Here is a 16,449-nt window from a genome sequence, read left to right as displayed (position 1 = left end):
CATGGAACACACAATAATTACAGTCACTCTGCTGGTGGCGTTGTTTGCGCTGCTTGGTGGGGGTGTATGGGTCGCGCTGTCGCTGATCGGCGTCGGTATCATTGGCATGGAGCTGTTCGGTGGCGCGCCGGCGGGCTCTATTCTTGCCTCTACCAGCTGGGCTTCCAGTGCCAGCTGGACGTTGACGGCACTGCCGCTGTTCATCTGGATGGGCGAAATCCTTTATCGCACGCGACTTTCGGAAGACATGTTCAATGGTTTGGCGCCGTGGATGCGCGGGCTGCCGGGGCGCCTGCTGCATGTCAATGTGTTCGGCTGCGGTATCTTTGCGGCGGTCAGCGGTTCGTCGGCGGCCACGGCGGCGACCATTGGCCGGATTTCCCTGCCGGAGCTGAAGTCTCGCGGCTATCCGGACAGCATTGCCATGGGCTCGCTGGCGGGTGCCGGCACCTTGGGCCTGTTGATTCCGCCTTCGATCATGATGATCGTCTATGGCGTAGCGGCGCAGGTGTCCATCTCCCGACTGTTCATCGCGGGCATCCTGCCAGGTCTGCTGTTGCTGGTAATTTTCAGTGGTTTTCTAATGCTCTGGGCAATGTTCAATCGCGACAAGCTGCCGGAAGAAACCGAAGCCTTGCCGTTTATGGCAAAACTGCGGGGTTCGAAGTTACTGATTCCCGTGGTGCTGTTGATCGTGGCGGTGATCGGCTCGATCTACGCCGGCTTTGCCACTGCCACTGAGGCGGCGGCGGTTGGGGTTGTCGGTGCATTGCTGATTGCCCTGTGCTCGGGCTCTCTGAGCCGCGAGACCTTCATGGCGAGTCTGATGGGCGCGGTTTGCACCTCGTGCATGATCTTCTTCATTTTGCTGGGGGCCGCTTACCTGACGTCGGCCATGAGTTTCACTGGGCTACCCTCGGCGCTGGCCGATTGGATCATCGCCAAACAACTTTCGCCCTATCTGCTGCTGTTGGCGTTGACCGTGTTGTTTATGGTCCTGGGCTGCTTTCTCGATGGTATTTCAATCATCCTGCTGACCACGGCGGTGGTGCTGCCTGCGGTGCAGGCGGCGGGTATCGACCTGCTATGGTTTGGGATCTTCCTCATTCTGGTGGTCGAGATGGCGCAGATTACCCCACCGGTGGGCTTCAATCTGTTCGTCATTCAGAACCTGACGGGCTATGACCTGTGGAAAGTGGCCAAGGCCAGTTTCCCGTTCTTCCTGCTGCTGGTGTTCGCGGCGATCCTGATCACCGCATTTCCGCAGATCGTTCTGCTGTTACCGCAGGCGATGCGGGGCGCCTGAGTTCGTCTTGGCGATGGGGCTGCGACGCCTTTTGCCAGCGATTGAGCCGGCACTGGGCGCTGCAAGTTGGAGGAATGATCCTCTTTCCATCGCATTTGCCCGCCGGGGGAGCAGCCTTGAAAGAAAATGTCGCAGCGTGGCAAGCGCTGCAAGGCATTCCCTCGTTAAGCTCATGCGGCAAATGTGACCAGCGAGTCGTTGAAGTCGCCACAACCTAAGGGGCAAGCATTTTCAATGCAGCAAGTGCCCCGTGGACTATGGTTGTGGCGTAAGCGCAAGACTCGTGACTGCCCTCAGCCTGCTAATCGAATCTCAAGCCAAACGGAGCATAATAAACATGGCGTTCTTTACGGCGGCCAGCAAAGCCGACTTTCAGCATCAACTGCAAGCGGCCCTGGCGCAGCACGTCAGTGAACAAGCATTGCCACAAGTCGCGCTGTTCGCCGAGCAATTCTTCGGCATCATCGCGCTAGACGAACTTACCCAACGCCGGCTTTCCGACCTGGTCGGTTGCACCCTGTCATCCTGGCGCCTGTTGCAGCGCTTCGATCACAGCAAAACTGAAATTCGCGTCTTCAACCCCGATTACGAAAAGCACGGCTGGCAGTCGACCCATTCCGGCGTGGAAATCCTGCGCAGCGATATCCCGTTCCTGGTCGACTCGGCGCGCATGGAGCTGAATCGCCGTGGCTACAGCATCCACACCCTGCAGAACACCGTGTTCAGCGTACGCCGCAACGCCCAGGGCGAGCTGCTGGAAATCCTGCCCAAGGGCACCCAGGGCGAGGGCGTGCTGCAGGAAGCCTTGATGTTCCTGGAAATCGACCGCTGCGCCAGCAGCGGTGAGCTGAAGACCCTGGAAAAAGCCCTGCGCGAAGTCTTCGAGGAAGTGCGCCTGAGCGTGGTCGATTTTCAGCCGATGAAGGCCAAGGCGCAGGAGCTGTTGGCCTGGCTGGGCAAGGCAAAGCTCAATGTCGAGGCCGCCGAAGTCGAGGAAATCAAGGTGTTCCTGAGCTGGTTGCTCGATGACCACTTCACCTTCCTGGGCTATGAAGAATTCACCGTGGTGGACGCGCCGGGTGGCGGCACCATCGTCTACGACGAGCAATCCCTGCTGGGCATGTCCAAGCGCTTGCGTGGCGGCCTCAAGAGCGAGGACCTGAGCATCGAACCCGAAGCCCTCAGCTACCTGCGCGAGCCGCTGCTGTTGTCCTTCGCCAAGGCGGCGGTGCCGAGCCGCGTGCACCGTCCGGCCTATCCTGATCTGGTGTCGATTCGCGAGCTGGACAGCAAGGGGCGGGTCATCAAGGAATGCCGCTTCATGGGTCTGTACACTTCGGCTGTGTATGCCGAGAGCGTGTGGAACATCCCCTATATCCGCCGCAAGGTGGCGGTGATCGAGCAGCGTGCCGGTTTTGACAGCAAGGCACACCTGGGCAAGGAACTGGCTCAGGTATTGGAAGTGCTGCCGCGCGACGACCTGTTCCAGACCCCGGTCGATGACCTGTGTGATACCGCCATGGCCATCGTGCAGATTCAGGAGCGCAACAAGATTCGCGTGTTCCTGCGCCGCGATCCCTATGGTCGGTTCTGCTACTGCCTGGTCTATGTGCCGCGTGACGTCTACTCCACCGAGATCCGTATGAAGATCCAGCAGGTGCTGATGGAGCGCCTGCAGGCCACCGATTGTGAATTCTGGACCTTCTTCTCCGAGTCGGTGCTGGCGCGCGTGCAGTTCATTTTGCGTGCCGACCCGAAGAACAAGGTACAGATCGATCCGGTGCGCCTGGAGAAGGAAGTGATTCAGGCCTGTCGTTCGTGGAAGGACGATTACGTCAGCCTGATGGTGGAAAGCTTCGGCGAAGCCCAGGGCACCAATGTCCTGGCGGATTTCCCCAGTGGTTTCCCGGCCGGTTATCGCGAGCGTTTTGCCCCGCATTCGGCGGTGGTGGACATGCAGCACCTGCTCAGCCTGAGCAGCGAGCGACCGCTGGTAATGAGTTTCTATCAGCCGCTGGCCGACGCCGGTCAGCAATTGCATTGCAAGCTGTACCACGCCGATACGCCGTTGCCGCTGTCGGATGTGCTGCCGGTTCTGGAAAACCTTGGCCTGCGCGTGCTCGGTGAGTTCCCTTACCGTCTGCACCAGCAGAATGGCCGTGAGTTCTGGATCCACGATTTCGCCTTCACCTATGCCGAAGGTCTGGACGTCGATATCCAGCAGCTCAATGACACCCTGCAGGATGCCTTCGTCCACATCGTTGGTGGCGACGCCGAGAACGATGCTTTCAACCGCCTGGTGCTGACGGCGGCCATGCCGTGGCGCGATGTGGCGCTGCTGCGCGCCTATGCGCGCTACTTGAAGCAGATTCGCCTGGGTTTCGGCCTCAACTATATCGCCAGTACCCTGGTCAACCATGCCAACATCGCCAAGGAATTGGTGCGTCTGTTCAGGACTCGCTTCTATCTGGCGCGCAAGCTAGGCGCCGGAGACCTGGAGAGCAAGCAGCAGAAGTTGGAGCAGGCGATTCTAGCTGCGCTGGATAACGTGGCGGTGCTCAACGAAGACCGTATCCTCAGGCGCTACCTGGACCTGATCAAGGCCACCTTGCGCACCAACTTCTACCAGCCCGATGCCGCTGGGCAGAGCAAGTCCTACTTCAGCTTCAAGCTCAACCCGCGGGCGATTCCGGACATTCCCAAGCCGACGCCCAAGTTCGAGATCTTCGTCTATTCGCCGCGTGTCGAAGGCGTGCACCTGCGTTTCGGCGACGTCGCCCGCGGTGGCCTGCGCTGGTCGGATCGTGATGAAGACTTCCGTACCGAAGTGCTTGGCCTGGTCAAGGCGCAGCAGGTGAAGAACGCTGTCATCGTACCGATGGGCGCCAAGGGCGGCTTCCTGCCGCGGCGCATGCCGCTGGGCGGCTCGCGTGATGAGATCATGGCCGAGGGCATCGCCTGCTACCGGATCTTTATCAGCGGCCTGCTCGACATCACCGACAATCTCAAGGAAGGCGCGGTGGTGCCACCGGCCAACGTGGTGCGCCACGATCAGGATGACCCCTATCTGGTGGTCGCCGCCGACAAGGGCACCGCAACCTTCTCCGATATCGCCAACGGTATTGCTGCCGACTATGGCTTCTGGCTCGGCGATGCCTTCGCCTCCGGTGGTTCGGCCGGTTATGACCACAAGGGCATGGGCATCACTGCCAAGGGCGCCTGGGTTTCGGTGCAGCGCCACTTCCGTGAGCGCGGCATCAATGTGCAGCAGGACAACACCACGGTGATTGGTATCGGCGACATGGCCGGTGACGTGTTCGGCAACGGTCTGCTGCTGTCGGACAAGCTGCAGCTGGTCGCGGCCTTCAACCACCTGCATATCGTCATCGACCCCAACCCGGACGCGGCCAAGAGCTTCGTCGAGCGCAAGCGCCTATTCAACCTGCCGCGTTCGAGCTGGGCCGATTACGATACCTCGCTGCTGTCAGCGGGTGGCGGGATCTTCCTGCGTAGCGCCAAGAGCATTCCCATCAGCGTGCAAATGCAAGAGCGCTTCGATATCAGTGCCGACAAGCTGGCGCCGACCGAGTTGCTCAATGCGCTGCTCAAGGCGCCGGTCGATCTGATCTGGAACGGCGGGATCGGTACTTACGTCAAGTCGAGCAAGGAAAGCCATGCCGATGTGGGCGACAAGGCCAACGATGCGTTGCGCGTCGACGGTCGCGAGCTGCGGGCGAAAGTCGTGGGCGAGGGCGGCAACCTCGGCATGACTCAGCTGGGTCGCGTCGAGTACGGCCTCAATGGCGGGGCGAGCTATACCGACTTCATCGATAACGCCGCTGGGGTGGATTGTTCCGACCATGAGGTAAATATCAAGATCCTGCTCAACGAGGTCGTTGCGGCCGGCGACATGACCGGCAAGCAGCGCAACAAGCTGCTGGTCGAGATGACCGATGCGGTGGGCGGCCTGGTATTGGCCAACAACTACATGCAGACCCAGGCCCTGTCGTTGGCCGAGCGTCGTGCGCGTGAGCGGCTGGGTGAGTACAAGCGGGTCATGGCCGGGCTGGAAGCAGCGGGCAAGCTGGATCGCGCCCTGGAGTTCCTGCCGTCCGACGACGAGCTTAATGAGCGAGCCGCCAAAGGCCAGGGCCTGACTCGTCCGGAGCTGTCGGTGCTGATCTCCTACAGCAAGATCGATCTGAAAGAGTCGCTGCTCAAGTCCCAGGTGCCGGACGATGAATACCTGGCCCGCGAGATGGAAACCGCTTTCCCGCCGCTGCTGGCGCTGAAGTTCGGTGAGCAGATGCGTCGTCATCGCCTCAAGCGCGAAATCGTCAGCACGCAGATCGCCAACGATCTGGTCAACCACATGGGCATCACCTTCGTGCAACGCCTGAAGGAGTCCACCGGCATGAGTTCGGCCAACGTCGCCGGGGCCTATGTCATCGTGCGCGATGTGTTCCGCCTGCCGCATTGGTGGAAGCAGATCGAAGCGCTGGACTACCAGGTGCCGGCCGAACTGCAGCTGCAAATGATGGATGAGCTGATGCGTCTGGGGCGTCGGGCCACCCGTTGGTTCCTGCGTAGCCGCCGCAATGAGCTGGATGCGGCGCGCGATGTCGCACATTTCGCGCCACGCATCGAAGCGCTGGCCATGAACCTCGACGAGTTGCTCGAAGGCCCGTCGCGTGAGCAGTGGCTCGCGCGTTTCCAGTCGTATGTCGAGGCCGGTGTGCCCGAGGTGCTGGCGCGTATGGTGGCCGGTACCAGCCATCTGTACACCCTGCTGCCAATCATCGAGGCTTCGGATGTCACCGCCCAGGATCCGCAGCGGGTTGCCGCGTGCTACTTCGCAGTTGGCGGGTCGCTGGAGCTGTCCTGGTACCTGCAACAGATCACCGGTCTGGCGGTGGAAAGCAACTGGCAGGCCTTGGCGCGGGAAGCCTTCCGCGACGATCTGGACTGGCAGCAGCGAGCGATCACCGTGTCGGCGCTGCAGATGGTCGAGGCGCCGACGGATATCGAAGAGCGGTTGGTGGTCTGGCTGGAGCAGCATCGTCGTCTGGTCGATCGCTGGAAGACCATGCTCGCCGAGTTGCGTGCGGCGACAGGCTCCGATTACGCCATGTACGCGGTCGCCAATCGCGAACTGATGGACCTGGCACAAACCGCTCAGCGTGGAGTCAGTGTGCCCTGAGCTTCACCTGAGCTGAACCAGAGCCCCGCCTAGTGCGGGGCTTTTTAGTTGGGGGGCGTGACTGGCGCCGCTCGGTTGGCGGGTTGTCAGCTGGAAGACTTGGAGGTCGACGGGGAGGTGGCACGAGTGTGCGGGTGACTGCGCAGGAAGCTTGAGGAGAAATTCAGGCCTGGGGTTAGCCGTCACGCACTAGCGTTGTTCAACGGATTGTCAGCCGTGCTTATGCCGGCGTGATGGCAGGGGCCTGGCAGGCGGAGCGGGGCGCGGTGGGGGTTGGTGGGGCCGAAGCAATTCACGTGCTGGTCCCACCTTGCCAGGGTTCAGCCTGCCTGAATCAGATCAGGCCCTGGCTGCGCAGGTAGTCGTCGTAGGTGCCGCTGAAGTCGGTGACGCCGCTGGCGGAGAGTTCGATGATGCGCGTGGCCAGGGAGCCGACGAACTCACGGTCGTGGCTGACGAAGACCAGCGTGCCCGGGTAGTTTTCCAGCGCCAGGTTGAGCGCCTCGATGGATTCCATGTCGAGGTGGTTGGTCGGTTCGTCCATGATCAGCACGTTGGGCTTTTGCAGGATCAGCTTGCCGAACAGCATGCGGCCCTGTTCGCCACCGGAAATCACCTTCACCGACTTGAGGATCTCGTCGTTGGAGAACAGCATGCGGCCGAGGGTGCCACGCACCAGTTGCTCGCCGCCCTGGGTCCAGCGGCCCATCCAGTCGAACAGGTTGCTCTCGTCTTCGAAGTCGGAGGCGTGATCCTGGGCGTAGTAGCCCAGCTCGGCGCTTTCGGTCCATTTGACGGTACCGGCATCCGGGTACAGCTCGCCGACCAGGGTGCGCAGCAGGGTGGTCTTGCCGATGCCGTTGGGGCCGATGATGGCCACGCGCTCGCCGGCTTCGACGGTGAAGCTGAAGTTATTGAACAGCGGCTTGCCGTCGAAGCCCTTGGCCATGCTGTCGACGATCACGGCCTGGCGGTGCAGCTTCTTGTTCTGCTCGAAGCGAATGAACGGGCTGATCCGGCTGGACGGCTTGACCTCGGCCAGCTGGATCTTGTCGATCTGCTTGGCGCGCGAGGTGGCCTGCTTGGCTTTCGAGGCGTTAGCCGAGAAGCGGCTGACGAAGGATTGCAGCTCGTTGATCTGGGCCTTCTTCTTGGCGTTGTCCGACAGCAGTTGTTCGCGCGACTGGGTCGAGGCGGTCATGTACTCGTCGTAGTTACCCGGGAACAGGCGCAGTTCGCAGTAATCCAGATCCGCCATGTGGGTGCACACACTGTTGAGGAAGTGGCGGTCGTGGGAAATGATGATCATAGTGCTATTGCGCTGGGTCAGGATGTTTTCCAGCCAGCGGATGGTGTTGATGTCCAGGTGGTTGGTCGGCTCGTCGAGCAGCAACACTTCCGGATCCGAGAACAGCGCCTGAGCCAGCAGTACACGCAGTTTCCAGCCTGGGGCGACTTCGCTCATCGGGCCGAAATGCTGAGCCAGCGGAATGCCCAGGCCCATCAGCAGTTCGCCGGCGCGGGATTCGGCGGTGTAACCGTCCATCTCGGCGAACTCGGTTTCCAGTTCGGCCACGGCCATGCCGTCGTCTTCGCTCATTTCTGGCAGCGAGTAGATGCGGTCACGCTCGGCTTTGACCTTCCACAACTCTTCATGGCCCATGATCACGGTATCGATCACGCTGAATTCTTCGTAGGCGAACTGATCCTGGCGCAGCTTGCCCAGGCGCACGTTCGGCTCCAGCATCACCTGACCGCCGCTCGGTTCCAGGTCGTTGCCGAGAATTTTCATGAAGGTCGACTTGCCGCAGCCGTTCGCCCCGATCAGGCCGTAACGGTTGCCGCCGCCAAACTTGACGGAAACGTTCTCGAACAGGGGTTTTGCCCCGAATTGCATGGTGATATTGGCGGTGGAGATCACGAATCGTTGTCCAGAAAGCGAGCGCGGGAGCGCGAAAGGGGCAAGATTGTACAGCTTTCTGGCCCGGCAAGGCAGTCGGGAGGACAGATGGACGGCTTTGCCGAGTGATTTGCGCTCAGTCGCGGTAGAACACCTGCACCAGGTGATAGCCAAACTGGCTCTTCACCGGGCCGTGCAACTCACGCAGGGGTTTCTTGAAGATGACCTGATCGATCGCCCGGACCATCTGCCCGGGACGTACTTCGCCGAGATCGCCGCCGCGTTTGCCGGACGGGCAGGTGGAATGCTGCCGTGCGAGCAGGTCGAAGGCCTCGCCGGCGGCGATGCGCTTCTTCAGTGCCGCGGCTTCTGCTTCTGTTTTCACCAGAATATGGCGGGCCATTGCTTTTGCCATGACGAGTTCCTCATTTCTACCGGGCGCGTATTGTGCCAGTGTTTGCTGCGCCATCAGAATGACGTCACTTTCAGGTTTGCCGGATTCTCCGAGGCACGGGCGAATCCTGGCCTACTGTATTAAATCCAATCGACGGAAACGCTGCTCATGGATATCCACTCAATGCTGAAAGTCCTGGCCAGCCAGGACGGTTCCGACCTCTATCTGTCTACCGGCGCGCCGCCATGCGCCAAGTTCAACGGCGTGCTCAAGGCGCTCAGTCAGGAAGCCTTGAAGGCCGGCGAGGTGGCCACCATCGCCGAGTCGGTGATGGATGTCGCCCAGCGTGAGGAATTCGAGCGCGAGCTGGAGATGAACCTGGCGATTTCCCTGGCGGGTGTGGGGCGCTTTCGCATCAACATCTTCAAGCAGCGCAACGAGGTGTCCATAGTCGCGCGCAACATCAAGCTGGATATTCCCAAGTTCGAAGACTTGAAGCTGCCCGAGGTGTTGCTCGGTACGGTGATGGAGAAGCGCGGCCTGGTGCTGTTCGTCGGCGGCACCGGGTCGGGAAAGTCGACCTCCTTGGCGGCGCTGATCGACTACCGCAACCGCAATGCCGGTGGCCATATCATCACCATCGAAGACCCGGTGGAGTATGTCCATCGGCACAAAAAATCCATCATCAACCAGCGTGAAGTAGGGGTCGACACCCGCAGTTTTCACGCGGCGCTGAAGAACACCCTGCGCCAGGCGCCGGATGTGATCCTGATCGGCGAGATCCGCGACCGCGAGACCATGGAGCACGCCCTGGCCTTTGCCGACACCGGCCACCTGGCGATCTCCACCCTGCACGCCAACAACGCCAACCAGGCGCTGGATCGCATCATCAACTTCTTCCCGGAGGAGCGCCGCCCGCAGTTGCTCAACGACCTGGGCAACAACCTCAAGGCCTTCGTGTCCCAGCGCCTGGTCAAGACCAGCGACGGCAAGCGCCGCGCCGCGGTGGAGGTGCTGCTGGGCACGCCAACCATCCGTGACCTGATCAAGCGCAACGAGTTTTCCGAGATCAAGGAAATCATGGAAAAGTCGAAGAACCTGGGCATGCAGACCTTCGACATGGCGCTGATCGACCTGGTCCATGAAGGCGCCATCAGCGAAGAGGAGGCGGTGAAGAATGCCGACTCGGCGAACAACGTGCGCCTCAAGCTCAAGCTGCACCGGGAGAACCCGGCGAATCAGACGGCGGCTGCCGCCTCCGATACCCAGGTCAAGGGGCCGGAACCGGCCGCAGCGCCTAGCTGGGGCATGGAGTTGACCCTGGAAGACATCGCCGCGGATGAGGAACCGGAAGATCCGGGCCGCATGGGCACCTGAGTGCGACGGCGCTCAACTGCAGTGGTGCGCGAGCTCCGCTGCATGGAGGGCTGTGCTCAGCGGCAGTCCCTTGCATGGGGGATCTGGCCTTTGTTCAGGGCTGAGCACCGGGCTTGAACCAGAACTCGATTTCGTCGGTTTCCTCGGCAAATTCGGCGGCGTGCAGTACGCCAGCAGGCACCTGATACCAGTCGCCAGTCCTGTAGGTGGTGGTCTGTCCGTCGATGGTCAGCTGTAACGCACCACGGGTGATTACCCCGTAGTTTTCGGTGTCATGGCTATGGGCCGGGATCGAGGTGCCCGCCGGGTAGGAGGCGAACAATACGTCGCTGTTGCTGGCTTCGAGCTTGTAGGCATCGAAGCGACCGTCGAACAGCGGCAGGGTCTTGATCTTGTCGGGGTAGAGTCCAGCCATGGTGGTGCTCCTTGTGGGTGAAGTCCTGGGTATTGTCTGTGTTGCGCGGTGGTCGGGTTTCTGCACATGGGGCGCGGCTGCGCTCAGTGCGATTAGCCGAGTTCGAAACTGGTCACGCCGAACACGCGCTCGAGGGGAATTTCCGGGCAGGCACCCAGGTACATGCGTGCGGTCTCGAACGATACCGTCATGCCATGTCGCTGCGCCATCTCGATCGCCGCGGCATTCGCCGCCGGGGTATCCAGAAAGATCGCCGCGCCTGCCGGGGCGCTGGCTTTCAGCGCCAGAAATAGCTGCTCCGCCAGCTCGGCACTGTCGGCAAACAAGGGGCCTATCTTGTAGCCAGCACGGCACCTGCGCAGTACCGCGTAACCCGCCAGCTGCTGCGCCTGGACAATACCGAGGGCGGTGCTTTCGGGCTGGTCGATCCAGCAGCGTAAAAACGCACTACGGTTCTCGGCAAACAACGCTCGGTCGTAGCTGAGCAGGTCGGCAAAGGGCAGGGTGGGCAGAGGCACAATGCGTGGGTCGGCTGGATAGTCGCCACCGCCGACCCCCTGATAACGGACGTTGCAATGGCTCAGGATGAAGCCCGATTTCATGTAGTTGCCCTGCTGCGCCACCACGCCGTCCAGGCCAATGGCGCGGCCACTCAGATAGGCCAGACCAGCCTTCCAGATTTGCATGCCGTAGCCCTGGCCCCGGTATTGCGGCTTGACGATGTAACAACCGAGAAAGCCAAAACCGCTGCCGTACTTCACCACCGAAATGACCGCAATCGGCTCGGCGCCGAGCAAGCCGATCAGGAAGCCATTGGGATCGGCCGCATAGAAGCAGTCCGCATCATGCACGCCCGGATTCCAGCCTTCCGCCGCGGCCCAGTCGATGGCCAGGTCGACTTCCGCGCGGGTCATGGTTCTGATGTTGAAGTCGTTTCTCTGCACCATCGGCTGCACTCCCCTGGACTGCGGTTAACCTGGCCCTACGCTACCCGCTAACTGGCAGTAGTTGCAAAGAGCCGCCTGCCTCTGTGCTGCTGGCCCGTATGGGCCGGCTCATTGCGGTGGCCTGCGATCACACGGTCAGTCCCGCAGTTGCGGCAGATCCCGATACAGCTCCAGCGCCTCGGGGTTGGCCAGGGCGTCGGTGTTCTTTACCGGCTTGCCGTGCACCACGTTGCGCACCGCCAGTTCGACGATCTTGCCGCTGAGGGTGCGCGGGATGTCGGCCACCGCGATGATCTTGGCTGGCACATGGCGTGGGCTGGTATTGCGGCGGATCACCTGGCGGATGCGCGCCTGCAGCTCGTCGCTTAAGGCCACGCCCTCGCGCAGACGGACGAACAGCACCACGCGCACGTCATCCTGCCAGTCCTGGCCGATGGCGATGGATTCCAGCACCTCGTCGACCTTCTCCACCTGGCGGTAGATCTCGGCGGTGCCGATGCGCACGCCGCCGGGGTTGAGTACCGCGTCGGAGCGGCCGTGGATCACCAGGCCGCCATGGGCGGTCTCCTCGGCGTAGTCGCCGTGGGCCCAGATGCCGGGGAAGGTGTCGAAGTAGGCGGCGCGGAATTTCTCGTCGTCGGGATCATTCCAGAAGCCCACCGGCATCGAGGGAAAATGCTGGACGCAGACCAGTTCGCCTTTCTGGCCGAATACCCGCTGGCCAGCCTCGTTCCACACCTGTACGTCCATGCCCAGGCCCTTGCACTGCAGTTCGCCGCGCCACACCGGCAACAGCGGGTTGCCCAGGGCGAAGCAGGAGACGATGTCGGTGCCACCGGAGATCGACGACAGGCAGATGTCGGCTTTGATCTCGCGGTAGACGTACTCGAAGCTCTCGTGGGACAGCGGCGAGCCGGTCGAGAGGATGGTTTTCAAGCGATTCAGCTGGTGGCTGCTGCCCGGCTTGGCCCCGGCCTTTTCCAGGGCGGCGAGGTACTTGGCGCTGGTGCCGAAGATGCTGATGTTTTCCGCGTCGATCAGGTCGATCAGGCGCTCGGGGCCAGGGTGGAAGGGCGAGCCGTCGTACAGCACCAGGGTGGCGCCCAGGGCCAGGCCCGAGGCCAGCCAGTTCCACATCATCCAGCCGCAGGTGGTGAAGTAGAACAGCGTGTCGCTGGCGTGCAGGTCGGTGTGCAGGCCGAGTTCCTTGACGTGCTGCAGCAGGGTGCCGCCGACGCCGTGGACGATGCACTTGGGCACGCCGGTGGTGCCGCTGGAATAGAGGATGTACAGCGACTGGTCGAAGGGCACCGGGGTGAAGCTGGGCTCGCCGCCGGGCTGGTAGAAGTCCTGCCACAGGGCGACGCGGGCCGGGGTCTGGAAGTCCGCCGCCTCGGCCTGAGCATTGGCGTAGGGCACCACCAGCAGCTGCTCGAGCGACGGCAGCTGTTCGAGGATTTCGCCCAGTTTGCCGGTCAAGTCGAGGTTCTTGCCGGCGTAGCGGTAGCCGGCGGCGGCGATCAGCACCTTGGGTTCGATCTGGCCGAAGCGGTCGATCACGCCCTGGGTGCCGAAATCCGGCGAGCAGGAGGACCAGGTGGCGCCCAGGCTGGTGCTGGCGAGCATGCCGACCACCGTCTGCCAGGTGTTGGGCATGAAGGCCGCGACCCGGTCGCCGACGCCAACCCCGACGGCCCTGAGGCTGCGCTGCAGCCCGGCGACCTGGGCGGCCAGCTCGGCGTAACTCAGTTGTTCGCGGCTGCCATCTTCGCCGATGGCCACCAACGCCGGGTGCTGGTCGCGGCGGCGCAGCAGGTGCTCGGCGAAATTGAGGTCGGCGCCGGGGAACCAGCGGGCGCTGGGCATGACCAGGCCTTCTTCCAGCACGGCGTGGGGCTGCTCGGCGAATTCAACGTTGAAGAAGTCGACGATGGCCTGCCAGAACGCCTCACGGGCCGCCACGCTCCAGGCATGCAGCGCTGGGTAATCGGCCAGGTCGAGGCCATGGCGCTGGTTGACGAAGCGGCGGAAGGCGTCCATGCGGGTGGCGGCCACACGCTCCGGGGACGGGGTCCAAAGGGGTTGATTCATCTGTCCTCCCAGCGCCGCTGAATAATCGCCAGCCGCAGGCGACGGCTGGCTGCATGAGGTGTCATTACATAATGGCACGCAGTCGCGGACGTTGCCCTGCCAGCGGGCGTTTGGAGGCGGTCGCAGTAGGCGGGAGTTTTTTCACAACCTCTCAGCTCTGGTCTGCTGGTGGTCCGGCCGGCGCAAGATTCAGGCTGTTCCAGTCCGTGACGTGCAGCAGCACGTCGCTCAGAGCCTGGGCCGCGCTCGACAGCTCGTGCTCGGCCAGGCGCAGCAGGCCGACGCGGCGTTCCACCCGCGGGTTGGAAAGGGCTATGCAACGGGCACCGAGCTCTTGCATCTGCTGGATGCACAGGCTCGGCACCGCGCTGACGCCGAGGCCCTGGGCGACCATGCGGCCGACGGTCACCAGCTGGTGGCTCTCGAAGGCCACCTGCAGTTTGCCATGTTGGGCCGCGATGCTTTCCTCCAGCAGCAGGCGCACCGCCGACGGCCGTTGCAAGGCGATAAAGCTCTCTTTCAGCAACGCCGCCCAGCTCACTTCGGGCCACGCGGCCAGCGGGCAGTCAGCGGGTACCACCGCGACAAAACGGTCGGTATAGAAGGGGATAAAGTCCAGGCCATCGAGGGATTCCGGCTCGAAGGCAATACCCAGTTCGACCCGGCGGTTGCGCAGCATCTCCAGCACCTGTTCGTTGATGACGTCATGCACCGCCACATTGACCTTCGGATGCCGCGTACGAAACGCCTTGAGCGCAACCGGCAGCAGGTTGCCGGCGAAGGAGGGCATGGCGGCGATGGCAACCTTGCCCAGTTGCAGGGTGAAGTGCTGGCGCAGCAACTCCTCGGTGTTGTCCCAATCGGCCAGCAGGCGTCGGGCGATCGGCAGCAGCAGTTCGCCTTCGGGGGTCAGGCTGACGCTGCGTGTGGTCCGCACCAGCAACGGGCCGCCGAGGGATTGCTCCAGGTTCTTGATCGCCAGGCTCAGCGCCGGCTGCGACAGATGCAGGCGCGCGCACGCCTGGACGAAGCTCAGGCTCTGCGCCACGGCGAGGAAGGCGCGCAATTGCTTGACGGTCATTGGTTTGTTTTTCTGATTAATGGCTTATAAAAACAAACTTAACAAATCAGTCCGCAGCAGTGAAGCTCTCACTTACTTTCTGGCGGCACGGCTGCCAAACCGATAATGACAAGAGGCGCAGCGATATGAGTGGACTCGACAAGCGGGTAGGCAGTTACGCAGAGGCCCTGGCCGGCCTGACTGACAACATGACCGTGCTGGCTGGCGGCTTTGGCCTGTGCGGCATTCCGGAGAACCTGATCGGCGAAATCCGCCGCCTCGGCGTGCGCGGCCTGACCGTGGTGTCGAACAACTGCGGGGTCGATGGTTTCGGCCTCGGCGTGCTGCTGGAAGACCGGCAGATCCGCAAGATGATTGCCTCCTACGTCGGCGAGAATGCCCTGTTCGAGCGGCAGTTGCTCAATGGCGAACTGGAGGTCGAACTCACTCCGCAAGGCACCCTGGCGGAGAAACTGCGCGCCGGTGGTGCCGGCATTCCGGCCTTCTTCACCGCTACAGGCTACGGCACCCCGGTCGCCGAAGGCAAGGAAGCACGCGAATTCAATGGCCGCCATTACATCCTGGAACCGGCCATCACCGGCGACTTCGCCATCGTCAAAGGCTGGAAGGCCGACCACTTCGGCAACGTGATCTATCGCCACACCGCGCAGAACTTCAACCCGTTGGTGGCCACCGCCGGGCGCATCACCGTGGTCGAGGTGGAGGAAATCGTCGAACCCGGCGAGCTCGATCCGGCCCACATCCACACCCCGGGTATCTACGTCGATCGCATCATCCAGGGCAGTTTCGAGAAGCGTATCGAGAAGCGCACCCTGCGCGCCTGATCAGACTCCAACCAGAGGATTTCACCATGGCACTTACCCGCGAACAGATGGCTCAGCGTGTGGCGCGCGAATTGAAAGATGGTTACTACGTCAACCTGGGCATCGGCATTCCGACCCTGGTGGCCAACTATGTGCCGGACGGCATCGACGTGATGCTGCAATCGGAAAACGGCCTGCTCGGCATGGGCGCGTTCCCGACCGAGGACGAGCTGGACGCCGACATGATCAACGCCGGCAAGCAGACGGTGACCGCACGTAAAGGGGCGTCGATCTTCTCCTCGGCCGAATCTTTCGCGATGATCCGCGGTGGCCACGTCGACCTCACAGTGCTCGGTGCCTTCGAGGTAGACGCCAACGGCAACATCGCCTCCTGGATGATTCCCGGCAAGTTGATCAAGGGCATGGGCGGTGCCATGGACCTGGTCGCCGGTGCCGACAACATCATCGTCACCATGACCCACGCCTCCAAGGACGGCGAGTCCAAGCTGCTCAAGCATTGCAGCCTGCCGCTCACCGGCTGCGGCTGCATCCGCAAGGTGCTCACGGACCTCGCCTACCTGGAAATCGACAACGGCCATTTCATCCTGCGTGAGCGCGCACCGGGGGTGTGCATCGAGGAGATCGTCAGCAAGACCGCAGGCCCGTTGATCGTGCCGGACGATGTCATCGAAATGAGCTTCTGAGTTGCTCCCCGCTGCGCCGGCTGCCACCACGCATGGCGCCCTGCGCAGCGGTTTTTTCATTCGTCGGATGAGTCGGGCGGCGTTCCGCGCGCGCCGCAATACCCATCGCTTGTCGAGGCCGCGAATGGCCTCGCCGCAATTCGCAGGAGTTTCAACATGCAAGAAGTCGTCATAGTCGCCGCCACCCGCACCGCTGTTGGCAGCTTCCAGGGGTCGCTGGCCAATATTCCG

The 16,449-nt window shown here is 62.2% G+C and carries 12 protein-coding genes; 6 read left to right on the top strand and 6 right to left on the bottom strand.

Annotation, left to right across the window (positions count from 1 at the left end):
• The first annotated feature begins 1 nt into the window (after position 1).
• Positions 2-1,306 (top strand): TRAP transporter large permease, encoded by a 1,305-nt coding sequence (locus tag PH586_RS19055; protein WP_271349382.1) that lies wholly within the window; start codon positions 2-4, stop codon positions 1,304-1,306.
• A gap of 337 nt (positions 1,307-1,643) precedes the next feature.
• Complete coding sequence (locus tag PH586_RS19050) at positions 1,644-6,506, top strand: NAD-glutamate dehydrogenase (protein WP_271349381.1); 4,863 nt, start codon at positions 1,644-1,646, stop codon at positions 6,504-6,506.
• Between the two features lie 334 nt (positions 6,507-6,840).
• Here the strand turns inward: PH586_RS19050 and PH586_RS19045 are convergent, their stop codons facing one another.
• Positions 6,841-8,427, bottom strand: coding sequence for an ABC-F family ATPase (locus PH586_RS19045; protein ID WP_271349380.1), 1,587 nt, complete (start codon positions 8,425-8,427; stop codon positions 6,841-6,843).
• 115 nt (positions 8,428-8,542) lie between these two features.
• Positions 8,543-8,821, bottom strand: a complete 279-nt coding sequence (locus PH586_RS19040) for a peptidylprolyl isomerase (RefSeq protein ID WP_271349379.1) — start codon at positions 8,819-8,821, stop codon at positions 8,543-8,545.
• A gap of 147 nt (positions 8,822-8,968) precedes the next feature.
• Here PH586_RS19040 and PH586_RS19035 point away from each other — a divergent pair, with 147 nt between their 5' ends.
• On the top strand, positions 8,969-10,177 hold the full coding sequence (locus PH586_RS19035) for a PilT/PilU family type 4a pilus ATPase (protein WP_271349378.1): 1,209 nt from the start codon (positions 8,969-8,971) through the stop codon (positions 10,175-10,177).
• Between the two features lie 94 nt (positions 10,178-10,271).
• Here PH586_RS19035 and PH586_RS19030 read toward each other — a convergent pair whose 3' ends face one another.
• The 4 genes from PH586_RS19030 to PH586_RS19015 form a co-directional block, all read right to left on the bottom strand.
• A complete protein-coding gene (locus PH586_RS19030; protein WP_271349377.1) occupies positions 10,272-10,592 on the bottom strand; it encodes a cupin domain-containing protein in 321 nt (106 codons plus the stop codon).
• 92 nt (positions 10,593-10,684) lie between these two features.
• A complete protein-coding gene (locus tag PH586_RS19025; RefSeq protein ID WP_271349376.1) occupies positions 10,685-11,539 on the bottom strand; it encodes a GNAT family N-acetyltransferase in 855 nt (284 codons plus the stop codon).
• A 135-nt stretch (positions 11,540-11,674) separates the two neighbouring features.
• Positions 11,675-13,630, bottom strand: a complete 1,956-nt coding sequence (locus PH586_RS19020; protein WP_271349375.1) for an acetoacetate--CoA ligase — start codon at positions 13,628-13,630, stop codon at positions 11,675-11,677.
• A gap of 151 nt (positions 13,631-13,781) precedes the next feature.
• Entirely contained in the window at positions 13,782-14,711 is a 930-nt protein-coding gene (locus PH586_RS19015; RefSeq protein ID WP_271349374.1) for a LysR substrate-binding domain-containing protein, read from the bottom strand.
• A 125-nt stretch (positions 14,712-14,836) separates the two neighbouring features.
• On the opposite strand from PH586_RS19015, the gene PH586_RS19010 reads away from it, so the two are divergent.
• The 3 genes from PH586_RS19010 to PH586_RS19000 all read left to right on the top strand — a co-directional run.
• Positions 14,837-15,535, top strand: coding sequence for a CoA transferase subunit A (locus PH586_RS19010; protein WP_271349373.1), 699 nt, complete (start codon positions 14,837-14,839; stop codon positions 15,533-15,535).
• A 26-nt stretch (positions 15,536-15,561) separates the two neighbouring features.
• On the top strand, positions 15,562-16,218 hold the full coding sequence (locus PH586_RS19005) for a CoA transferase subunit B (protein WP_271349372.1): 657 nt from the start codon (positions 15,562-15,564) through the stop codon (positions 16,216-16,218).
• 156 nt (positions 16,219-16,374) lie between these two features.
• A partial coding sequence (locus PH586_RS19000; protein WP_271349526.1) for a hypothetical protein occupies positions 16,375-16,449 on the top strand: 75 nt, incomplete at its 3' end.

The organism is Pseudomonas aestuarii, assembly GCF_027988105.1.
In the GTDB taxonomy this organism is placed as follows: domain Bacteria; phylum Pseudomonadota; class Gammaproteobacteria; order Pseudomonadales; family Pseudomonadaceae; genus Aquipseudomonas; species Aquipseudomonas aestuarii.
This window is presented reverse-complemented; position numbering and strand designations above follow the sequence as displayed.